The organism is Fibrivirga algicola (assembly GCF_011742925.1).
Taxonomy (GTDB): Bacteria; Bacteroidota; Bacteroidia; order Cytophagales; family Spirosomataceae; genus Fibrella; species Fibrella algicola.
Window position 1 is genome coordinate 1 of the sequence record NZ_WAEL01000008.1, and the last position, 23638, is coordinate 23638.

Sequence of the window (23638 nt, forward strand, 5' to 3'; positions counted from 1 at the left end):
ACCCACGGGCAGGGGGTACTGGGCCACGATGCGGTAGCTGTAGGAGACGCCCCGCCGCAGGGCGGTGGTATCGGTGAAGGTCGAGCTTGTCAGGGGCACCTGCCCGATGCGGGTGTAGCCGGGCAGGATGCCGGTAAAGCAAGGGGGCACTGGCCGGTTGTCGCAGCCTTCTTTGCGGTAGATGAGCATCTGGGCGGCCGGCTGGTCGGCCCCGCCCGCCGGGCTACACGAATAGGGCGTCCAGGCAAGCTGAATAGCTCGCCCAGAGGTGTTACCTACTGTAGCGCCACGGGCTGTCAGGTTCTGTGGCCGGGGTCCGATAATCTGTATATTGAAGGGAGCAAAAGACGCCAGCGACGGAGCCCGGTTGGTAGGCTGGTCGGTCGCTTTAATAGTGATCTGGTAAGGCTCGTCCCGAATCTGCGTACAGTTGGTCTGCCAGGAGAATACGCTGGTAGCGGGCGTTGGCTGGCTGGTGCCATTGGGTGTCAGCGTGGCATAGGCCGGACTGATGATCGGCGGGCTGTAGAGTACATTATCGGGGGATCGGTTGAAGGGGCCACCGAAGCCCACGACGACCACCCGATTGCCATCGGGATCGGTCACCCGGATGTTCTGGGTGATCAACGTACCTGCCTCAGCGCAGATGTCGGCAATGGGATCGATCAGCGGTCGTCGGTTGTTGGCGTCCAGCACGATGACCTGTACATCGCGGGTGATTTCCCCGATCAACACCCCATTTCGCCACTCTTCGATAATGAACGCGTAGTTGTATTGGCCTGCTTCAACGGGTGCATCCCAGCAGACATCACCCGTTCGGGAATTGACCGTGAACGTGGCCGGACTGGCACCAGCTTCAGTGCGGCCCGGTGCCTGAATTTGGTTAGGCAACTGATACTGAGGTACAGCAAATGACCGACATGGAGACCCATCAGCCGAGTACTGTGGAATGGCAATCCGATAGGCCAAGCTGTCACCATCCGGGTCATAGGCGGCCGGGTTATGGCAGTATTTCTGACCAATCCGAGCCGTATCAACAGGGGGGTTTAGCAGAATGGGGTTGCTGTTGAAGCCTAGTGCCGAGTTGGCCGATATGGTCGTGGTAACGAAGAAACTCACGTTTTGCGAAGCACCATTCTGGATGTTGCGCGTTCCGTCGTTCCGGTTCACGACCCGGGCTGAAATCGAGTAAACCCCCGGTCCCGGATAGGTGTAGATAACCCGATAGATGTTGATCGATGTACCCCGGTTCAGGGGACGGATCGGCAGCAAGCGGGGCACGTCGCGGAAAGGCGTCCCGTCGCCAAAACAAAACTGAACTTGTTCGGCAGCAGCGGCGGCGCCAGAGCCACCAATGATGTCGTAGTATGCAGTAAGGGTGATCTCATAACGCAGTCCGTCACCCGGCAAACGTCGGGTGGTAATCTCACCAGCCCGAACGTGGGTTGCCTGCGCCGCATTGGGCAATAGCAGGCCAATACCCAGCAGCAGGGCCAGCAGCCAGCCAGTATAACTCGCTCTCATATAGTGTATGGGTAGTCGTTTTAAGATAAACGATTTTGGCTGTTAAAAAGATATGACCAGATTCTCAGTTTACTGCCTACAGTTTGGTAGCCTCTGCTCTTCGTTGTCTGTGCGCTGGTGCGCTGTCGGGGCACGAATTTGGGTAAATTATCAGCACGACAACCCACAGACAACGGAAGACAGAAGACTCCTCACAGTGGGATATTGCCGTGCTTTTTCCGGGGTAACGTTGCCACCTTGTTTTCCAGCATCTGAAACGCCCGAATCAGCTTTTGGCGGGTTTCTTCGGGGTAGATCACCTCGTCGATGTAGCCCCGATGCGCCGCACGATACGGGTTGGCAAACTTCTCGGTATACTCCTGCACCTTTTCCTGCAAGCGCGCCTGCGGGTCTTCGGCTTCGGCAATTTCTCGTTTAAAAATAATCTCGGCAGCCCCGCTCGCCCCCATCACTGCAATTTCGGCAGTTGGCCAGGCGTAGTTCAGATCGGCGCCGATATGTTTCGAGTTCATCACGTCATAGGCTCCTCCGTAGGCCTTACGCGTAATCACGGTTACCCGTGGCACGGTGGCTTCGCAGAAGGCATACAATAGCTTGGCCCCGTTGGTGATAATGCCGTTCCACTCCTGATCGGTACCCGGCAAGAAACCAGGTACGTCTTCCAGCACCAGCAACGGTACGTTGAAGCAATCGCAGAAACGCACGAAGCGGGCCGCTTTGGTACTTGCCTGAATGTCGAGCACCCCCGCCAGTACAGCTGGCTGATTGCCAACCACGCCAATGCTTCGCCCGCCGATCCGGGCGAACCCCACCACGATGTTTTCAGCAAAGTTCTTGTGCACCTCCAGAAAAGAATCTGCATCCACGATAGCATCGATTACCTCGCGCATATCATAGGGCTGGTTCGGATTGTCGGGAATGACCGTATTTAGGGCAGGGCGGCTCTCAGCATCCGGCCCGCTCGACTCGTAAGCCAGCATGGGCGGCTGGTCTTCGCAGTTCTGCGGAATGTAACTAAGCACCTGCTTGATGTGCTGAATGCAGGCCAGTTCGTTGGCACAGGCAAAATGCGTCACCCCCGATTTAGTGCTGTGGGTACTGGCACCGCCCAATTCTTCGGCAGTAACCTCTTCGTGCGTCACGGTCTTCACCACGTTGGGGCCGGTCACAAACATGTAGCTTGTGTTTTCGACCATGAAGATGAAATCAGTAATGGCCGGACTATACACCGCCCCACCCGCGCAGGGACCCATTACGGCCGACAACTGTGGAATGACGCCCGACGCCCGCGTGTTGCGATAAAAGATATCGGCGTAACCGGCCAGCGATAATACGCCTTCCTGAATGCGGGCACCACCCGAGTCATTCAGACCAATCACCGGCGCTCCGTTTTGCATGGCCAGGTCCATCAGCTTGCAAATTTTTTCGGCATGGGTCTCCGACAGAGCACCGCCAAATACCGTGAAGTCCTGCGCAAACACGTACACCAGCCGTCCGTTTACTGTGCCGTAACCCGTTACTACACCATCGCCGAGGTAATATTCTTTGTCGAGGCCAAAATCTTTGGTCCGATGCATCACAAACTTGCCGATCTCTTCAAAGGAGCCTTCATCAACGAGGAGAGCAATCCGTTCGCGGGCGGTTAATTTGCCTTTTGCATGTTGCGCGTCAATGCGCTTTTGGCCGCCACCCAACAGGGCTTCAGCGTTTTTCCGGTCGAGGGTGTCCGTTTTTTTGGGCTTAGTCAATGAATCCATGTACTCGGCTTAGGTGAACTATGTGATATGAGCAAAAGTAGATCAGAAGAAGAACAAAAAATAGAGCGTTCCGGCCTGATTACCCCGATGGGAACGTACCTGACGTGGCCTTTTCCGGGCCCTCTGAGAAGGTTATAGCGCTATTTTTCGGTCTTGGTCAGGTAAGGCCATCACGTTTACGTCTTTCTTATTAGTACAACAGTAGATTGTTAATCGACCTTAACAACGCTCATTCATGAGTCAGACTAACCAACCCACCGACCCTACTCGGCGGAAATTCCTTCAAACCGGCGCGTTGGCGGCTGGTTCGTTCTTCATCGTACCCCGCCACGTGTTGGGGAAAGGGTTCATTGCACCCTCCGATAAACTAAATATTGCCAGCGTAGGCTTCGGGGGAAAAGGAGCCAGCGACCTGAACAACTCGTATAACAACGGTGCCAACAATGTAGTGGCCCTCTGCGATGTAGACTGGGGTCTGCAACGGGTGAAAGAGAATTTCACCAAATTCCCAAACGCCAAACGGTACAAGGATTTCCGCGAAATGCTTGATAAGGAAGGCAAAACCATCGACGCCGTAACGGTATCGACCGCCGACCATACGCATGCTGTGGTAGCAATGGCCGCTATGCAGCGCGGGAAGCACGTATACGTACAGAAGCCCCTGACACACAACATCCACGAAGCCCGGATGCTCACCGAGGCGGCCCGTAAATACAAGGTGGTTACGCAAATGGGTAACCAGGGATCGTCGAACCCGCAACAGAAGGAAATGGTCGACTGGTTTGATAAAGGACTGATCGGCAACGTTCACACGGTTCACCTCTGGACCAACCGCCCCGTATGGCCACAAGGTATTCCGGTACCACAGGCAGCCTCTGAAACACCCGTCGACCTCGACTGGGATCTCTGGCTCGGACCTGCACAGAAAGTGGGGTACACACCTGCGTACCATCCCTTCAAGTGGCGCGGCTGGTGGAACTTCGGGGCCGGTGCGCTGGGCGATATCGGTTGCCACATCATGGACGTACCGTTCCGGGTGCTGGGTCTGGGCTACCCCACACAGGTAGAGTCCAGCATCAGTTCGGTGTTCCTGAAAGACTGGACTCCCGAATATAATCCGGAAGGATGTCCTCCCTCCTCGCATGTCGAATTGCAGTTCCCGCAATCGAGCAAGAACAAATCGGCCGTAAAAATGATCTGGATGGATGGCGGATTGCGTCCGTTCCGGCCAGAGATGCTGCCTGCGGGCGAGCCTTTCCCCGAGAACGGCGAAAACGGCGTGTTTCTGATCGGCGACAAAGGCATGATTGCCTGCGGTATGTACGGCGACAACCCGAAGTTATACACCAAGAGCGGCGACAGACGCGAAGCAGCTCCTAAGCCTAAAGCGGGGACTGCCGGCACCGTATCGCTCCCGGAAAACGGGCACCAGGCGTTCTGGACAGAGGCGTGTAAGGCAGGTTTCAACAGCAAGGAGCACAAAGCGCTTACCTCATCGTTTGATTTTGCCGGTCCGCTGACCGAGTCGGTATTGATGGGTAACCTGGCTATCCGCAGCTACACGCTGCGCGAGTCTAAAGCCGACGGCAAAGGTTTCAACTACCCTGGCCGCAAGCAACTGAGCTGGGACGGTAAAAACATGAAGATCACCAACTTCGACGAAGCTAACCAGTTTGTTTCCCGCAACTACCGCGACGGCTGGAAGCTAGTCTAGGTACGTTAGGTTTGAGACGAAAGCCCCCTTTGGCCAATTGCCAAAGGGGGCTTTCATTGTTTAGTCTTCCAGTTGCCAATTCACCTGAATCTGGGAACCGCTTTGGTAGATTGCTCAGCGCGGAGCCTAACAAACGCGACGCACTAAACTGGTACCGACCCAACCTATTCACCCCATATTGGGTCCATCCAGTATACTCATGATGCATTCCGATGGAAAAATTAGTCCGTATCAACCTCTTGGTCCTTTTGGTGCTGTTGAATCTGCTTTATTCCGAATCGGCAGTAGCGCAGGCACCACGCAACCGATTCACGCTGGTCGGCACCATTAATCGGCCGAACGGAATGATTCAACTCCTTCCGCTTGGGGGTAAAGAGAATCATCCGGTTACGACAGCTACGTACCAGACAACGATTGTCGACGGTCGCTTTACATTTACTGGCGAGGCACCCTACCCGTTGGCATTCATGATTGCCAACTTCCCGGAATATGTATCAAATCCGTTTATCATCGAAGCAGGTACGCAATCGATTCAATGCAATGCTGATTCTATTCGGGAAGTGCCCTGTATTACTAATCGGAGTATGCAGGAAGTAAACGCTGCGCCAGTCAACTTTTTTGTCCGGCTGGTAGTAGGTACTCAACAGAAACAGAACCTACTGGCCTTTGCGAAGCAGCATCCCGATTCGTACGTTGGCCTGTGGGCAACAGTGCAATTGCTTGGTTTCGGCTACCACCCCCTCCTGGATTCGACGTACCTGGCCTTTAACTCTGCGCTCAAAAAGACGTTTACCGGTGCGCGACTCGGCACCATGCTTGCTTCAGCCCGTATAGCGGCTATCGGTAATCTATTCCCCACGGTCTCGCTCCGCACGATTGATGGTCAACCCGCTCAGCTAACGAATCCCCAACAGGCACGCTACACGCTGGTCGATTTTTGGTTCAGCCGCTGTGGTGCCTGCATCGACCAGTTTCCAGCCCTTAAATCGCTGTTCAGCCAGTACCCCCGCACTGATTTCAACATCGTTCAGGTTTCGATTGATAAACAGGCGGAAATAGCCCTTTGGAAAAAGACGATTCAGAAACACGAACTTCCCTGGTCGCAATACCTCGACGAATCCGGCCAATTCGCATCCGGCGTTTTAGCCATCGACGCCTACCCCAGCAACTTTCTGCTCGACCAGCAGGGACGAATCGTCCGCCGGGACGTTCGAATGGAGGAATTGACAAAATTTCTAGTCGACAACGTACCCGGACCCCTGAAGTGATGACCGACTGCTAGTTTGGCCTGGTTAGTTCGCGTAGTTTTTTTTGCAGTTCATCCCCGTGCAGGTTTCGGGCAATGATAATTCCTTTCTTATCAAGCAGTATAGACGTAGGGAACGAGTTTACCTGATACCGATCGGCCAGTTTATTCGTATCGTCCGACACAATTTGAGGCCAGGTCAGGTGCCGGGCACGCGCAAACTGACGTACCTGAGCGGGTGTATTTTTGCAGGCAATGCCCAGAAACGCCACCTGCTTTTTGTCGACCGACTCATACACTGTTTTTAAACCAGGCAGCTGTTCTACGCAGCCCCTGCACCAGGTTCCCCAGAAGTCAATGTACACGTATTTTCCGCGCAGATTGTCAAGCGAAATGAGCTGCCCCGTGCTGACCTCACGGCTGGCGAACGGTTTAAATGGCTGCCCAACCTGCAAGGAATGTGAGGCTGTAACGGCGGCAGCATCGGTTGTTTCCAGCGTCAGCCAATTATGAAATGGGTCGACACCCCGGTTAACATACAGCACCCCGCCAATGGCTATGACCTCACCCGGCTGCACTACTTGCTGCGGGTCTGCTTTCCCAGACGATCGTATTGATGAGGGGAGGCAGAGCTGGGTAGACTCAAAACTGGGACGGCCAGCGCCCGAGGTAATACATACATCGTAGGCCTTGTTGCCATGCCGTATCGTGGCCACGGCGTGCTGTGGCAAACCATACACGAAATCTCCCTTTAAGATACCAACAACCAGCGGTACCCGTGACTCAACGACCTTCCCCTCCCGATATATCTCATATTGGATTAGCCGCGTATTGGCTAGTTTGTCAGGAATTGGCTCCAGGGGGATTGGTTCGGGATACACCGGTGTTTCATTGCTGAAATCCAGATCATTGTTTGTGTCCATCAGTACAGCCCATTTGCCCTGGCTTTCATCGAAGCCTTTAATGATGTAGACGAAGCACTTAATCGGTGTGGCCGACAGTTGCGTCGTATCGGGCGTCCATTTCCACTCTCTCTGCAAAAACTGGTAGTCGGCCAACGCGACCTTCCCTGCCTTTACGTTCTGGTAAACTAGTTGATGGGCATCGAGCCACACCTTTGTCTGGGTCAACCGGCTCCAATTCGCGGGTTTACCCTTTAATGGACAGGCTAATTTTCCCCAAATCGGCGTATCTGGCAGTTCAGGACTCAGGATGCCAAACGATGGATAAAAAGGTCCGAAGCCTTCTTTGATCGTGATCGGTAATTGGATTGATTGTACGGTATCGGTCGACTCTTTCTGACAACCAACAAACAGACACAAGCTTAGGGCTAAAAAGAAGTAGCGTTTCATTGGCTGAGTAGCAGGTTCGTTCAAACTGGTTCCTGGTCAGTGCTTAAGTATACGTAAGGCCTCCTCTTCTTTTCCGATTGGAGAGATGTAAATTGGTGAATCATAAACTAACCCGCTCATTTGCCGATTAAGCGGTGTACCTTGATCATACTCTTTACTGCCTGTCTTTTCACTAACACATGCGATATTTCCTACGTCAATCACTCCTGCTTGTTGCGTTACTCTCGACAGGCGCTTATGCCCAGCAGGTTTTTGCGCATAATGACTATGACAAGTCACAGCCCCTGTTGCGGGCTGTTGCCGCCAAAGCAGACTTCATCGAAGTAGACGTACACCTTCGCAACGGAAAACTGGTTGTGGCGCATGAAAAAGAACAGGCTGATACATCAACCCGCCTTCTCGAAGACCTGTACATAAAGCCTATTGTGGCGCTTTTCAGCCAAAATCAAGGTCGTATTAGCGCAGATCGGCGGTATGCTCCTACGTTGGTCATCGATCTAAAAGACAAGCCCGAAGACATTCTTCCCTTACTCCAGCCCCTGATAGAAGCCAATCTCGTTGCCTTTAGCCAGTCAATATCGCAGCAGGCCATGCGGGTTGTGATTAGTGGCAATCGCCCCCGGCCCGAGCATTATCTCGATTACCCATCGTATTTGTTTTTCGACGGTCGACCCAGTGAACTATACGATGATGAAACCGCCAAACGTGTTGCCTTGATCTCCGATAATTTCCGATCCTACGCCCGCTGGGATGGCATCGGCGACGTACCTGACGAAGACAAAGCCAAGCTAAAGCGCATCATCAAGCGCGCGCATGAAGCCGGTTGCCCGATCCGTTTCTGGAATACGCCCGACACCCCCAACACCTGGAAAAAATTGCATAAACTTGGCGTCGACATCATCAATACTGATAAAGTGGACGAGTGTGTTGCTGCTATGAAGTAGCTACAGCGAGTAGGCCACCGAAATGTTCGACAGCGTTGTTGCTGTAGCGTTGATCGTGTAGTTTGAGTAGACCTCGCTACCGCCCGCACTGGGATACCAGGTATAGCGCCCGTCCAGTGACCCCAACGTTGTCTGGATGATAAACCGCTCACTCGCCATGTAAGCTAGGCCTGCGCTAATGCCTGCACCAACATAGCGAGTGCCAACAACCGTGTTAGTTTCCGATTTAATGATCCCGTATTCGCCCCTGCCCTCTACAAACGGCCGCAAACGGCTTGCCCCCCTATAGGAGCGAACGAAAGGGACCGCTGCCAGTGAGTAGTTCACTGCACCAGGCGCATCAGCATCGCCCAACCGATTCGCCGAATAGTTGATAGCCACACCAGCGATTAAATTGTCTTTGACAAAATTCCCAGCAGATACGCCAGTGGTAGCCGATGATTGTACGCTCGATATTCGTTCGTCGTTGACCTGACTCGTGCTAGTTCCGGTTACGTTGGCAGATACTCCAAGCAACCACCGCCCTTTACGGGTTTGGGGCGCCTCAAAATCTGGCAGAACAGGGATAGATGTGCTTTTGTTTCCAGCCAAAATGGCCACGCCAAAATTAGCGTTATACAGCCCGGTCGGAAACTCATTGCTTATACCCATCTCTATAGCGATCCGGTTTGTAAGCGTATAGAGTGCTCCTAGCTGTCCTGTTGCATTTAGTTGCCAGTTTGATGAAGCACCAGACGATTCCCTGATGCTGGTGCCAAACGTAACGTTGTTGGTGTAATTACTCTTAAACTGGTAGCTTCCCAAACCACCACCAGCATACACATATAACCTATCCAGGATGGGCCAATAGCGACGCAGGAAAATGCCTGCCGATACACTGTTAGCTGTTGATTTCAGAGACGTACTAGAGTTTGAGTTATCGTAAGTCGTCTGACCATAACTAAACCCTAACGTACCACCCAGTAGCCAATTATCACGGACAAACCGGCCACGATTTATAAGAAATCCTGCTGAGTAGCTGACTCGCTTGTCTGAGTCGAGATGCCCCCTGTCAAACGATAGGTTTACATTTCCCGACGTGATCGATTGGCCTTTCTGCGTTTGCGCAACTGATGGACGACCCAGCAAGCCAACAAAAATGAGTACAAAAAGCCTTTTCATAGAGAGTACGTTTAGGTATCATTTGGTGTTACCAAACATACTTACTCTCAAACCAATTCGCGGATTTGTATGAGTTATTTCTTCTTAAAATTACAAAAACACGTAGGTTAACGATAGGGCTGGCCGCAATGACAGGGTCAGGTCTGTGCTACGGCGCGAATCATCGTTTTGCTTGGTATCACTCCAATCAGAACCGATTCCGCCAATTTCTCCTTCCACGATGAAGCGCGTACCCAGCAAATAAGCCAGTCCGCCGCTTAACCGCCAGTTGTACCCAGTGGCGTTCGAGGCAATGGCCCCGCCTCCCGAAATCGCTTCGCTACGCCAGCCAACCCGACCCGCTACGTACGGACCAAATTGTGTCTTCGACAGGTATTTTTTGGCAAAAGGCTCCACGCCAATCGATTTAGTTAGTACAGTAGCCGTCTGAAAGTCGGTGGCTGATCGATTGAACTCATTGGTCAATTCCTGCTGACGTACTGGCACTGCTACGCCTATTACCCAGCGTTTTCCTGGCATATACCCCACCGACGGGCTGACCGTAAACTGCTTCGTTATTTGCCGCTGCACAGTAGTTAAGCGATCACTGCCGGAGATTAATTGTTGGCGGTTCGTGGTCAGTTCGAACCCACCACTAAGCAGCCAGTTGCCAGTCAGTAACTGGCTCGGCGTCTGCTTTGAGGTGATGATAGCCCGCTTGGTTTTTACGTCGGTCAGCAAAACCAATCCCAGATTTAGGTTGGTAAATGAGACCGGAAACAGACCCGACCGCGTGCTCAATTCAAGCCCCCAGCGAGTATCAATGGCATAGAACAGGCCCGCCTGAAATTCGGGGCTAAACCCCCATTGCGTTGATTCCTGCTCGGAAAGGCGTTGCTGCGTATTAGTTGTCAGCAGCCGATTGCGCCCGTAAGTGACCGCCAGCCCGCCGCCAACGTACCCACGCAATGCATTGAGACCCCAGAATCGCCGGATAAATGGAGTTGCGCCGAAGGTTGTTTCCCGTGAATCGCTGATGGCGTCGAAGTTGAAGCCCTGCTGTGATTGGATACGGGTGCGCACCAGTCGCAAATCAGCGCCGACCATCAGATTATCCCGAATGAACGTTCCCTGCGTCAACGTTCCGTTGATGCTCATGCGATCTTCTTTGTTTTGAAAAAGATCGGTACTGCCTTGTTGCCAACCCACACTACCCGACAGCCAGCCCACACCCTGTTCTGTCTGTGCCAGTGCGGATTGAATACCATTTGCCTGACAAATCAAGAAGACAAGCCCGGCTAAACGTAGAGAAATGCTCATAGTCCAGTTCGTTGAGTTTGTATAAAGCGTACTGGTACAACGAAAAACCCCGGACAGTTATACACCATCCGGGGTTTTGTTTATGAAACGGGAAACCGATTACTCAGTTACAGCTTCTGGCTTTTTCACCGTAATTGTCAGTGACTCACCCTCTCCGCTATAATCGGCCAGGATCACATCGCCATCTTTCAGCTCTCCTTTCAGGATCTCTTCAGCGACGGGATCTTCCAGGTAGCGCTGGATAGCGCGGGCCAACGGACGGGCACCATACTGAGGGTCGTAGCCTTTCTCAGCCAGGAAGTCTTTCGCCTTCTCAGTGAGTTCAACATTGTAACCCAGGTTCAGTACGCGACCCAGCAGTTTGCCAAGCATCAGATCAATGATGTGGTGGATGTCTTCGCGCTGCAGTGAGTTGAAGACGATCACGTCATCGAGACGGTTCAGGAACTCCGGTGAGAACGCTTTCTTGAGGGCCGACTGAATGGTAGCCTTCATGATGTCGTCCTGGCTTTCGGCCGAGCGTTTCGACGCAAAACCAATACCGGCACCAAAGTCTTTCAGATCACGTACCCCGATGTTTGACGTCATGATGATGATCGTGTTCCGGAAGTCGACACGGCGACCCAGACCATCGGTCAGGATACCATCATCAAGCACCTGCAACAGGATGTTGAACACATCTGGGTGCGCTTTTTCGATCTCATCAAGCAGTACCACCGAGTACGGCTTCCGACGAATCTTCTCGGTCAACTGACCGCCTTCTTCGTACCCTACATAACCCGGAGGTGCACCAACCAGTCGCGATACGCTAAATTTCTCCATGTACTCCGACATGTCGATCCGAACCAGCGAATCTTCTTTGTCGAACAGGTACGTTGCCAGCACTTTTGCCAGCTCAGTCTTACCTACACCCGTTGGGCCCAGGAAGATAAACGAACCAATTGGTTTCTTGGGATCTTTCAAACCAACGCGGGTACGTTGAATGGCTTTCACGAGTTTGTCGATCGCCGACTGCTGCCCGATAACTTTGCCCTTCAGTTCGTCGCCCATCCGAACGAGTTTCTTGCCCTCGTCATTGGATACGCTTGTTACGGGGATACCGGTCATCATGGCCACCACTTCGGCCACGTTTTCTTCGGTTACAGTGTAGCGGCGCTTCTTGGTATCTTCTTCCCAAGCTTGCTTGGCCCGATCCAGTTGGTCGATCAGGCGCTTTTCCTTATCACGGAGTTGAGCGGCCTCTTCGTACTTCTGGCTCTTCACCACCTGATTTTTTTCCTTCTTGATATTCTCGATCGACTCTTCGAGTTTCAGAATATCTTCAGGAACGGTGATGTTGCTGATGTGTACCCGAGCACCTACTTCGTCCATTACGTCGATGGCTTTATCGGGCAGGAAGCGGTCAGAGATATAACGCTCCGACAGTTTCACAGATGCCTCAATTGCCTCCGGCGTATAATTTACGTGGTGGTGATCTTCGTACTTATCCTTAATGTTATTCAGGATCTCGATGGTTTCGTCAATCGACGTGGCATCGACCATTACCATCTGAAAACGACGGGCCAAAGCACCATCTTTCTCAATATACTGACGGTATTCGTCGAGCGTAGTAGCCCCGATGCATTGAATGTCGCCACGGGCCAACGCCGGCTTGAACATGTTCGAGGCATCGAGTGAGCCAGAGGCACCACCCGCACCCACGATCGTGTGCAACTCATCGATAAATAGAATCACCTCGGGCGATTTTTCCAACTCGTTCATTACGGCTTTCATCCGCTCTTCGAACTGACCCCGGTATTTTGTACCGGCAACCAGTGAGGCGAGATCAAGCGTAACAACGCGCTTGCCAAAGAGTACCCGTGATACTTTTTTCTGTACGATCCGCAACGCAAGACCTTCAGCGATGGCAGTTTTACCAACACCAGGCTCACCAATCAGGATCGGGTTATTTTTCTTGCGGCGGCTCAGGATTTGGGCCACGCGTTCGATTTCTTTTTCACGACCAACAATCGGGTCGAGTTTGCCTACTTCGGCGAGTTTGGTGAGATCACGGCCAAAGTTGTCGAGTACAGGTGTACGCGATTTCTCTGAACCCTTTTCTTTGCCCTGCCCGGTGCCGCTACCACCACCGCCGAACATGCCGCGCGAAGCGTCATCGTCGTCGTCGGTATCGTGCGCCATATTGGGCTGAGTTCCGGTTGATTGATATTCCAGCATCTCCTTAATCACTTCGTAGTTGACGTTGAATTTGTGCAGAATCTGCGTGGCAACGTTGTCTTCGTCGCGCAGAATCGACAGCAACAGATGTTCTGTGCCGATCAGCGGGCTCTTGAAAATCTTCGCTTCTAAGTACGTAATCTTCAGGGTTTTCTCCGACTGACGGGTCAGGGGGATATTGGCCAGATTTTTAACGTTATTGGTTGCGGTTCCTTTCGTGGCTTGCTCGATGGTGATGCGCAGTTCGTCGAGTGAAATCGACAGTTTTTTAAGCAGCCCCACCGCCACGCCTTCGCCCTCGCGAATCATGCCCAGCAGCAAGTGTTCGGTGCCGATGTAATCGTGACCGAGCCGCAAAGCCTCTTCCCGGCTAAGGGAGATGACTTCTTTTACGCGGTTTGAGAATTTTGCTTCCATTCGCTTGGGGTTCCTAATCGTATTAGCGTCTTACTGAAATAACGTATTTTAATTTGGGTTTGTTCAGGCTAGGCCAATGAGTGAAAAAGATAAAGTATGAATAAGCGAAGAAGCTCTGCTTGTCAGGCAAGAAGGCCAAAAGAATGGTCTTTCGCTCCTCTAGTATTCGTCTCTTTAACTCAATGTCGTCTGCATAAACATCAAATCCAGTACACTCAGGTTTGGTACAAATTCAGCACCAAAGTTCTGCTGATAGGCCGGTATTGGACCAAACAGTCCAATTTCGGCTTGCCGGCCTGGATCAAGGCGGGAACGGGCGTCAAAAACGCCGATTGGCGGTGTTTTTTCATACCATTCTGTCAGGTTAATCGGGGTATTGATACGTAACCATTTCCGACAGAATGTCAGCAATGACCAATTTAAGTCGAATAAAAAGGGCAGACGCTGGTGTAAAATATGTTCTACTTCCGGCATCAGGTACTCAAAATACGGGGATTTAGCGTAGGCCGATTGCAAACAGCGTAGATGCCGATCCATCCAGGGCTGGCCGTAATCAATCTGAACTTCACGTATTGGCTGTCGGCGTGAGCCAGCCAACACAGGCACCGTTAAACAATCTATTTTATTGCTCGTCAGAACGTAGCAACGGTTGCGGTAGCTTTGCTTTTGGTAGTTTTCGTGCGCTTCAATCAGCACCTCGTCGGCGAGTACCATCCCTCGCATCACGTCGAGGCAAGGCAGGTAGTGCAGATCGATTAGTAAGGTATATGGCGGGGTTATCAAGTGGTTTGGACTAATTCGATTTACCAACTAACGAAAAAATTGGATTCACTCAAGTATACAGACCATTTTTTAATTCTTAACGTTGTAATCATTGCACAATAATAAGATTTAACAAAATTATTTTCATACAGCATAAACGTACCATTCCTTGTAGTTTTGCTGGCTTAACACCTACATATTTCATGACTCTCCGTTACCTTACCGTGCTGGCCTGTTGCTGTTTCGCTAGCACGCTCGTTGCCCAAACCGTACCTGATACAGCCTTTGTCCGCACAAACTACACAAAGATCGACCGGCAGATTCCGATGCGCGACGGCACCAAACTATATACGGTCATTTATGTACCGAAGGATGCGTCGCCGACCAACCGGTATCCATTTCTGATGGAACGGACTCCATACTCCGCCAGCCCCTATGGCGAAACAAACTACCCAAAGCAAGGACCAGGTCCATCAGTTGAGCTTTCGCAGGAAAAATTCATTTTCGTGAATCAGGATGTACGCGGCCGGTACATGAGCGAAGGTCAGTTTGAGGAAATGACCCCGGCAGTGAAAGGCCTAACCCCGTCACCCCATCAGATGCCTCGTCCAGCTCGCTCGGCTCGGAAAGCAAGCGGAGCAACCAACGTATCTGCTGGCCCAACCGACGAAAGCACCGACACGTACGATACGGTTGAGTGGCTGCTCAAGAACGTACCTGATAACAATGGCCGTGTGGGTATTATGGGCATCTCCTATCCCGGTTTCTACGCCACGGCCGCTCTGCCAAACGCGCACCCGGCTATCAAGGCCGTATCGCCACAAGCACCGGTCACCGACGAGTTTATAGGCGACGATGCCCGCCACAATGGCGCGTTTTTCCTGCTCGACAATTTCACGTTCATGAATTACTTCGATGCTCCCCGCAAAGGGCCCGTGGAGGATTACCCGGAAGTATTCAGCTACAAGGCAAAAGATGCCTACCAGTTTTTCCTGCAACTAGGTCCGTTAAAGAATGCGAATGGACCGGCTTATTACAACAACAAAGGCAAAATCTGGAATGAGTACTTGGCCCACGAAACCTACGATGCCTACTGGCAGACCCGTGATATTCGGCGGCACTTGGGCCAGATACGTCCCGGCGCAACCCCACCAGCTACACTCGTGGTAGGCGGCTGGTACGATGCCGAAGATTTATTTGGAGCCCTGAACACCTATCAAACGCTGGAGAAGAATGCCAATAACCGAAACCAGCTGGTAATGGGCCCCTGGACACATGGAGCCTGGGCACGACGCGAGTGGACAGGTTTCGGTGATTTCCAGTTTGGCAGTAACACCGCCAAAGCGTACCGCGATTCGGTCGAAACACCGTTCTTCCTGTTTCACCTGAAAGACAAAGGCCGCTACGTACCTGCCGAAGCACGGATGTTTGATACGGGTGCCAATCAATGGCGTACCTTCGAAACCTGGCCTCCTAAAGCCGCTGCGGCGCAATCATTTTTCCTGGCGGGCAATCTGCTAACGCCCGCTAGTGCCGGGCAGGCTCTACCAGTCGAATACACGAGCGATCCAGCCAAACCGGTTCCGTATACAGATGGCACCTGGGCGCGCCGGAACAATGCCTACATGATCGAGGACCAGCGCTTCGCTGCTCGTCGACCCGACGTTGTTGTCTTTCAAAGCGAGCCGTTACAAAATGATCTCATACTAGCCGGGCCTATCAGCATCGATTTACGGGTCACCATGACCGGCACCGATGCCGATTTTATCGTTAAACTCATCGATGTATTGCCTGACACGACAACCAACAGAACTGTTGGAACGGCTAGTCCAACCACAACTGGTTCGAAAAACGTCACGTTGGGCGGTTACCAACGACTGGTTCGGGGTGATGTGATGCGGGGCAAATTCCGCAAGTCAATGGAAAAACCCGAAGCGTTTGTGCCGGGTCAGCCTACACCCGTAACATTTACACTCAACGACGCCCTGCACACCTTCAAGAAGGGGCACCGGTTGATGGTTCAAGTACAGTCAACATGGTTTCCGCTCGTTGATCGCAATCCACAAACGTTCGTGAACATCAGCACTGCAAGCGACGGCGATTTCCAGAAAAATACAATTCAACTGAGCCCGGATTCGTCGGTAAAATTGACCCTGTTGAAGTAGAACTAGCCGAAAAACAAAAAAGAGGGTCATCACCACATGGTAATGACCCTCTTTTGATTGCTTGAACTCGTTACGTCTCTTTCTCTTTCAGCGGCTCGTCGGAAACCGGAAAAGGCTTATCGACTGGTTCCGGTTCAGTTCCCTCCCGGTCTATCAACTCTGTTGTGGCATTCTCCTGAGTAGTCGATTCTGTTGTATTTACACCAAGTTCCTCACTAACTTCCGCCATTGGCAGTACAGAAGCGTTGGTCGCATCGGGGTCATCTGGCAGTAATCCTTCGCGTTCAGCCTGCAACTGGTAAAAACGGCGCTGGAAGAATAAAATTAAGCATACGCCAACGAAAATGCAGGAATCGGCGAAGTTGAAGATGGGCATAGAGAAGTAGCTGCCGCCCCAGATTGGAATCCAGCGTGGTAGGATTCCCTCCCACAGATCAAAGAAAATAAAGTCGATTACTTGTCCATGAAACCAGGGGGTTGGTGCGCCGAAGGGAGCGTTGTGAAGATAAACCCCATAAAACGTACTATCGATCACGTTGCCAATGGCACCGGCCAAAATCAGCGCCATCGCATAAAGCAAGCCATTTGGTGCGCCGTGTTTTGCCAGATAGACCAGGTACCAGCCAATACCGACCATGGCAAACAAGCGGAAGATACTCAGGACTAATTTTCCATATTGATGGTTCAACTCCATCCCAAACGCCATGCCGGGGTTCAGCACATACTGGAACTTGAACCAATCGCCAATGATGTTGATCGGCATGTACAAATGTTCCTGCATGTACTGCAGAATCCAAAGTTTCGACGCCTGATCAATACCAATCAGCAATAACGCCAGCAAAAAAAAACGAATGGGATTTTTCTGAATCATACAAAAAGGTTTGAGGTCTGATGTTTGACATTTGACGTTACGATGCTGCTTTTCAGGACTTTCCTTAAGCAGCGCAACCTCAAACCTCAAACTCCAAACCTCAAACTGGTTATTTACAACCTTTACGGCGCTCGAGCTCGCTTTTTACGAGGGTAAACTCGCGGCTGCTTTGGCCGGCTATTGATTTATTTTCTTCAGCCCGGCGGAACAGATAAGGCATCACCGCTTCGACTGGACCGTAGGGTACATACTTCGCTACGTTGTAACCCGAGTTGGCCAGGTTATACGAGATATTGTCGCTCATACCCAGCAGTTGCGCGAAGTAGATATGCGGATCATTCGGCGCAATGGCCATCCGCTTCATCTGCGCAATCGTATACTGACAGCTATACTCGTTGTGCGTTCCCAAACAGATCGATACTTCGTCACGGTTCGACAAGCAAAAATCGATGGCCCGGTTAAAGTCACGGTCAGTATCTTCTTTGGTTGCCTGAATCGGATCCTGGTATTCTTCCTCGTGTGAACGGATGCGCTCTTTTTCCAGGTAAGCACCGCGCACCAGCTTCGCCCCTAGGAAATAGCCCTTCTCGCGGGCCAACTCAGTAGCTTTCACCAGCTGATCGTACATTTCCCAGCGATACATCTGGTAAGTGTTGTACACAACACACTGCTCATGGTTGTAGCGGTCCATCATTTCATAGGCCAGGCAATCGATGGCATCCTGAATCCAACTTTCTTCGGCATCAATAAAGATCCGGACATGGCGGTCATGGGCACGCTGACAAAGTACGTCAACCCGCTCCCGAACCCGGTTAAAAGCGGCCTGTTCGTCGTCTGTCAACTTGTCACCGCGTTGTACGGCTTCGAGTAATTCAGTTTCGGCCAGACCGGTTACCTTGAATACAGAAAATGGGATGTCGGCCGATTCGCTGGCCCGTTCGATCGTGCGGAGAATTTCCAGCACAGTGCTATCAAAGCATTTCTCATTCTCCTCACCCTCAATTGAATAATCGAGAATAGTACCCACTTGCGCGGTGTGGAGATGTAGAATCGTGTTCTCGCAATCGCGGATGGATTCGCCTCCGCAGAACTGCTCAAAAATTGTCTTCTTGATGAGCTTTTTAATAGGAAGCTGTAGTTTCAGGGCCAGTTTTATAAAAAAAGTCCCTACTTTTACGAGCCATCCTTGGTTCATCAACGCAAAAAGCCAGTACGTTTTTCGAAGTTTGAAATTCGACTGGGAAGAGAAGGCAATCGACGTGTCCTCAAAAGAAACCGGCAAAGCGGCATTCAGTTTTGAAGCAGCAGTCGGCTGGACGGGGGATGTGATTAGATTACTTCGGTTCGACATAGTCAATGCGCCGTTTCCGGTGCGTTCGCCATACGGTCGTTCAGTAGCTTGACATTAACGGCCTAAATATAAACGTATTTTGGGCCAAAAAAGGTTTTCAAGCTATCCTCTACTTTTTTTAACAGACTACTAATCGTACAAAACTTGGGTGAGAATGAGCCCCGCAAAGGGCTTCTGCTCCTGCAAAGATACTATAAATTTGCACCCGGAAATTTTACAAGCGAAATAGTAAACCTTACAACTAGCGTACACGTAACCTCATGAAACCAGATTTAGCCGTAGAGCCGCTCGATTCGTGGATTAAGACCGACGGCAAACCCCTCATTATTGCAGGGCCTTGCAGTGCAGAAACAGAAGATCAACTCGTAGAAACCGCCCGCCAACTAGCTGCGCTGGGGTCGGTTCACGCGATTCGTGCCGGTGTGTGGAAACCCCGGACACGGCCAGGTAGCTTTGAAGGTATGGGCGAACCCGCCCTGGCCTGGATTCAGCGGGCGAAAGCCGAGACGGGTCTCCCGTTTGCTGTTGAAGTAGCTACTCCGCAACATATTGAATTGGCCCTGAAATATGGCGTCGATATTCTTTGGGTAGGTGCCCGCACCACAGTAAACCCGTTCAACGTACAGGAAATTGCTGACGCTCTGAAAGGTGTTGATGTACCTGTACTGGTGAAAAACCCGGTTAACCCCGATCTCGCTCTCTGGGTTGGTGCATTCGAGCGGATCGCCGGCGCAGGTATCACCAAACTCGGTGCTATTCACCGTGGTTTCTCAACGGGCGAAGCCAGCAAATACCGCAACATTCCGATGTGGCAGATGGCGATCGAACTGCGGACCATGTTCCCGCACCTGCCAATCATTGGCGACCCGAGCCACATGGCCGGTAAGCGGGCGTACCTGAACGAACTGGCCCAGATGGCCATGGACCTCAACTATGATGGTCTGATCGTAGAGTCGCACATCGACCCTGATAAAGCGTGGAGCGATGCGGCACAGCAGCTGACGCCAGCCGCGTTTGGCGAAATGCTGGAGCATCTGCACATCCGCCAGCTCGAATCGAGCGACCGGGAGTTCCAGAGCGCCATGGAGCAGATCCGCGTGAAAATCGACAGCGTTGACCGTCAATTGGTTGAACACCTGGCCGCTCGTATGTCGCTGGTTGAGAAACTGGCCGAATACAAGCGTGACAATAACGTATCGATGTTCCAGCCCGATCGTTGGAAAGAAATTCTGGAGTCACGGAAGCAGTTGGGCGCCAAGCTGAACCTGTACCCTGAACTGGTAGAAGAAATATACAAGATCATCCACATGGAGTCGATCCGGAAGCAGACTGAGGTGATCAACAGCACGCCGGTCGCTTAAACGAAACGTAGTAAATACAGCGCCGCCGAGTACATAGAGTTGACGTTTTCTTCGCTCTATGTACTCGGCAGTGCTGTGTTTTGTACTGCTTACCTGATTCGTACCGTGATCGATGACTGGTTGAACGCGCCAAAACAGCCTAGTCCATTCTGAACGTTGCTTGGGATAAGTACAGGTTCAGCAAACGGATTTTCGCCTGTCTCGGCCTGGCGTTGAGCAGCGTCATGGTACCGATAATAATTTACGTCAACATTGAGCAGCGTCATGCTATACTGGAGCGCAAGGACCTGTTCCTGCTGGCCGTAGCCATAGCTTACCGGATAGGCAGCAGGCGAAACAAATCGTTGGCCATCTTTACCCTGATCACTGGCCAGGGCGGCTGTGACATCAAAACGCAGGCTTCCACTCTGTACGATCGTTGTATCGCGTGCTGGTCTGGTAGGACTGGTTGCGTATTGTGTGCGTATCGTTCTGGAAAATAGTCCCGTTACCCGGTAATAGTTGGCCTGACCACCTGGATCCTGCCAAACCAATTTACTAACTGTGACAAGCTGGCGCTGCTCGAAAAAGTCCTGATAGGTTGAGTCTATCCGAATTTCGGAGGGTGTCACCGGCATTGGTACCGTGCATTGAGCCGTTACGGCTGGATAGTTCGGGGCAGTAACCGTAAGAACGTACGTGCGTCCGGCAATGATCGGCAGTTGCTTCGGATCAATACGGTATAAGCTGTTTTTGACATTGTAGGGCAGCCGTATGGTCGTTGTTCCGTCAGATAAATCAACAAGTGCGTTGCTGATGCTGACGCGATTGTAGTCGGCCTGCTGACCCAATATCGCCCTTGGTGCTTCAACCAAAACGGCCAGGACAGTGTCCTGCGGAGAAATATAGCTGTGCACAACCAGTTTAGCCGTGGTCGTGGGTACGTTACCAGGGTCTACTTCCTGCACCAGACCGCCGCACCCCATCAGGCACAGCAACGCAACCGACAGGGCGATGTAGTATGTAGCTCGCATTAGAATTTGAAGTTATAGCTGACCGATGGCACAATAGGAAATACCGAGTACCTGTTCAACACAGTACGGGTCGATCCCGGCTGACCGTTCACTCCCGGTTCGTACACGTTATTCAACTGATAGAAAAAGGGATTACGACGGTTATAGGCGTTGTAGGCGCTAAACTCCCAGGTACGTTCATGCCGTTTCATTTTCTTATGCAACTGAATGCTCACGTCAAATCGATGATAAGGCTCCGCCCGGAAGCTATTTTTAGGGCCGTAATCCTGGACTGTTCTGTAATAGCCGAATAACTGATTGATTAGTGGCACCTGCCCACTCGAGCTATTGAAAAAATTAGCATTCCCCTGTTCGTAGGCTGCGTAGGTAGCCTGTGGCATTGTCAGGGACTGGCCGGTTCCGTACACCCACGTACTCGATAAGGTGATGCGTGGACTTAACTCATAGATTCCTACCAGCGAGAGATCATGGCGGCGGTCGTACCGGGGGAAGAAAGGCTGCCCACCGTTCAGGTCCGCAAATTGCCATTGTGTCCATGACAGGGTATACCCTATCCAGCCACTGAACCGACCAACCTTCTTTTGCAACAGCACTTCGGCTCCGTAACTCCAGCCCCTACCCGCTGTCACGTTATCTTCCCAACGTACCCGCTCGGCTGAGGTTGGGTCGTCGATCAACAGGAAACTGGCCCCTTCTTTATAGTTGATGATATTGTCCATCCGCTTGTAGTAGCCTTCAACGGTCAGCGTTAGCCCACGCTCGGTAAAGTCCTTGGCTATACCCACCGCTACTTGCTGCGACTGTTGGGGACGTACCCGGTCGGTAGTGGGCACCCACAAATCGGTGGGCAGACCAATACCCGTGTTGCTTAGCAGATGAACGTACTGGTTCATGAGCGCATACGATGCTTTTACAGATAAGTCTGGCTTGATGATGTAGGCCGCTGACAAACGCGGTTCGGGACGAACGTAGGTGACCTTGTCATTCAGGAAGGTACTAAGCCGCAGACCGCCATTCACCCGCCAGCGGTCGTTGGGCTTCCAGGTATCTTCGGCATAAATTCCCGATTCGAGCACATCGATTTTCTCAACGTCAAACCGGTTTTCGTTTATATCAGTATTCTGAAGCACTACGGCACTGGGCGTAAACCGGTGCGCCGTTGCTTGAATGCCAACCTTCAGCGAATGTTGCGGATTAGGGTAAATATCCAGGTCGTATTTCAGGCCGAAATCACGTATCCCCGACGTGTAGCGCAGGTTAAATTCGTTCGTACGGTTATCAAACGTTTCTTTTTCGTCAGCCGAAATCGAGAAATCGTAGTTGCTGAAAATAAGCGAAGCGTTGCCAAATACTTTGTCAGAAAACAGGTGATTCCAGCGCAACGTACCAGTAGCATTGCCCCAGCCAATACCAATCTTCGTGCTCTGCCTGGCAGACGACCGGTCATCAGCGTAGAATCGATCACGGCCAAAATACCCACTCAGATACAACTTATCTTTTAAACCCAACTCGGTATTGACCTTCGCGTTGAAGTCGTAGAAATAATAGCCTGCACTGGTCTTTCCGTCGCTCTCGGCGGCAATCAGCGGAGCGGCCAATACATCCAGGTAGGTACGTCGGCCCGACACCAGAAAGGACGTAGACCCCGGCCCGGTTTTCTTTTTGGTCAACGGCCCTTCCAGCGTCAGACGGCTGGCAATTAGACCCAGTCCTCCCTCGCCGTGGAGCTTCTCCTTGTTGCCGTCTTTCATATTCAGATCAATCACCGACGACAGCCGTCCCCCGAAGCGGGCGGGGAAGCCCCCTTTGGTCAGCTCCACACTCTTGAGGGCATCCCCGTTGAAGACCGAGAAAAAACCAAACAGATGGCTGGCGTTGTAGACCACCGCGTCGTCGAGCACGATCAGGTTCTGATCCGGACCGCCGCCCCGCACATACAGCCCGCTCTGGCCCTCCGAGCCCTTCTGCACCCCCGGCATGAGTTGCAGCACTTTGAGCACGTCTTTCTCCCCCAACAGGGCCGGAATCTTTTTGATCTGGGCGATGGGCAGGTCGATCTGGCTCATCTGGGGGCTGTCGCTGACACGGTCCTGCTGCCGCTTCTCGCTCACCACCACCTCGTTGAGCAGTCGGCCGGATGTCAGCAACACATTGAGAGTTTGACTTTTCTGCGCGCCCAGTGTTAATCGCTGCGTGTCATAGCCCACAATCGAATAGGTGAGCTGGAGGCTATCCTGCGCCGGGATCGTCAACGAATAAAATCCGTAGGTGTTGGTCGTGGTTCCAGACCATGACCTGCCGGTTGCTGCGCCTGTTCGGTATACGTTGACGCCAATCAGCGCTTCCTGAGAGCCAGCCTCACGAACGTACCCACTAATGGTAACAGTCGAAGCAGATGATTTAGGCTGGCTATAAGCCACGTGGAGGTTTAGCCAGCTGAGTAATGCAGCCAGTACAAGGTTTTTCATAGACGTTTTTTAGGCA

At 52.0% G+C, this 23638-nt stretch carries 15 protein-coding genes and 1 pseudogene; 5 read left to right on the forward strand and 11 right to left on the reverse strand.

The genetic code is table 11. The features are described from left to right. Positions 1-1524 (reverse strand): annotated as a pseudogene (locus tag F7231_RS20070) (gliding motility-associated C-terminal domain-containing protein); the annotation flags it as partial. A gap of 191 nt (positions 1525-1715) precedes the next feature. Beyond that, the gene (locus F7231_RS20075; RefSeq protein WP_166693317.1) at positions 1716-3281 is read right to left on the reverse strand and encodes an acyl-CoA carboxylase subunit beta; all 1566 of its coding nucleotides are present in this window, start codon (positions 3279-3281) and stop codon (positions 1716-1718) included. A 235-nt stretch (positions 3282-3516) separates the two neighbouring features. Between F7231_RS20075 and F7231_RS20080 the strand changes: the two genes are divergently transcribed. Both F7231_RS20080 and F7231_RS20085 read left to right on the forward strand, forming a co-directional pair. After that, a complete protein-coding gene (locus F7231_RS20080) occupies positions 3517-4995 on the forward strand; it encodes a Gfo/Idh/MocA family protein (RefSeq protein WP_085413033.1) in 1479 nt (492 codons plus the stop codon). Between the two features lie 212 nt (positions 4996-5207). Next, a complete protein-coding gene (locus F7231_RS20085) occupies positions 5208-6263 on the forward strand; it encodes a TlpA disulfide reductase family protein (RefSeq protein ID WP_166693318.1) in 1056 nt (351 codons plus the stop codon). 10 nt (positions 6264-6273) lie between these two features. Here F7231_RS20085 and F7231_RS20090 read toward each other — a convergent pair whose 3' ends face one another. Continuing rightward, positions 6274-7593 carry a TlpA family protein disulfide reductase gene (locus tag F7231_RS20090; protein WP_166693319.1) on the reverse strand — a complete coding sequence of 440 codons (1320 nt, stop codon included), beginning with the start codon at positions 7591-7593 and terminating at the stop codon, positions 6274-6276. Between the two features lie 179 nt (positions 7594-7772). Here F7231_RS20090 and F7231_RS20095 point away from each other — a divergent pair, with 179 nt between their 5' ends. Then, positions 7773-8537 (forward strand): PI-PLC domain-containing protein, encoded by a 765-nt coding sequence (locus F7231_RS20095; protein WP_166693320.1) that lies wholly within the window; start codon positions 7773-7775, stop codon positions 8535-8537. Here the strand turns inward: F7231_RS20095 and F7231_RS20100 are convergent, their stop codons facing one another. The 4 genes from F7231_RS20100 to F7231_RS20115 all read right to left on the reverse strand — a co-directional run bounded on the left by F7231_RS20100 (position 8538) and on the right by F7231_RS20115 (position 14327). Then, positions 8538-9698 carry an outer membrane beta-barrel protein gene (locus tag F7231_RS20100; RefSeq protein WP_166693321.1) on the reverse strand — a complete coding sequence of 387 codons (1161 nt, stop codon included), beginning with the start codon at positions 9696-9698 and terminating at the stop codon, positions 8538-8540. 90 nt (positions 9699-9788) lie between these two features. After that, positions 9789-10997, reverse strand: a complete 1209-nt coding sequence (locus F7231_RS20105; RefSeq protein ID WP_166693322.1) for a hypothetical protein — start codon at positions 10995-10997, stop codon at positions 9789-9791. Positions 10998-11096: 99 nt separating this feature from the next. Continuing rightward, complete coding sequence (locus F7231_RS20110; RefSeq protein WP_085413027.1) at positions 11097-13631, reverse strand: ATP-dependent Clp protease ATP-binding subunit; 2535 nt, start codon at positions 13629-13631, stop codon at positions 11097-11099. A gap of 174 nt (positions 13632-13805) precedes the next feature. Further along, positions 13806-14327 carry a WbqC family protein gene (locus tag F7231_RS20115; RefSeq protein WP_310589360.1) on the reverse strand — a complete coding sequence of 174 codons (522 nt, stop codon included), beginning with the start codon at positions 14325-14327 and terminating at the stop codon, positions 13806-13808. Between the two features lie 269 nt (positions 14328-14596). On the opposite strand from F7231_RS20115, the gene F7231_RS20120 reads away from it, so the two are divergent. Further along, complete coding sequence (locus tag F7231_RS20120) at positions 14597-16558, forward strand: CocE/NonD family hydrolase (RefSeq protein ID WP_208295655.1); 1962 nt, start codon at positions 14597-14599, stop codon at positions 16556-16558. 70 nt (positions 16559-16628) lie between these two features. On the opposite strand, the gene F7231_RS20125 is transcribed toward F7231_RS20120, so the two are convergent. Both F7231_RS20125 and F7231_RS20130 read right to left on the reverse strand, forming a co-directional pair. Beyond that, on the reverse strand, positions 16629-17429 hold the full coding sequence (locus F7231_RS20125) for a lipoprotein signal peptidase (protein WP_166693323.1): 801 nt from the start codon (positions 17427-17429) through the stop codon (positions 16629-16631). A 109-nt stretch (positions 17430-17538) separates the two neighbouring features. After that, positions 17539-18780, reverse strand: coding sequence for a proline dehydrogenase family protein (locus tag F7231_RS20130; RefSeq protein WP_166693324.1), 1242 nt, complete (start codon positions 18778-18780; stop codon positions 17539-17541). A 260-nt stretch (positions 18781-19040) separates the two neighbouring features. Here F7231_RS20130 and F7231_RS20135 point away from each other — a divergent pair, with 260 nt between their 5' ends. Beyond that, positions 19041-20141, forward strand: a complete 1101-nt coding sequence (locus F7231_RS20135) for a bifunctional 3-deoxy-7-phosphoheptulonate synthase/chorismate mutase type II (protein WP_085413022.1) — start codon at positions 19041-19043, stop codon at positions 20139-20141. An 89-nt stretch (positions 20142-20230) separates the two neighbouring features. Here the strand turns inward: F7231_RS20135 and F7231_RS20140 are convergent, their stop codons facing one another. Further along, entirely contained in the window at positions 20231-21154 is a 924-nt protein-coding gene (locus F7231_RS20140) for a DUF4249 domain-containing protein (RefSeq protein WP_166693325.1), read from the reverse strand. Beyond that, positions 21154-23622, reverse strand: coding sequence for a TonB-dependent receptor (locus F7231_RS20145; protein ID WP_166693326.1), 2469 nt, complete (start codon positions 23620-23622; stop codon positions 21154-21156). The genes F7231_RS20140 and F7231_RS20145 overlap by 1 nt, the downstream gene beginning before the upstream one ends. Positions 23623-23638: the final 16 nt, after the last annotated feature.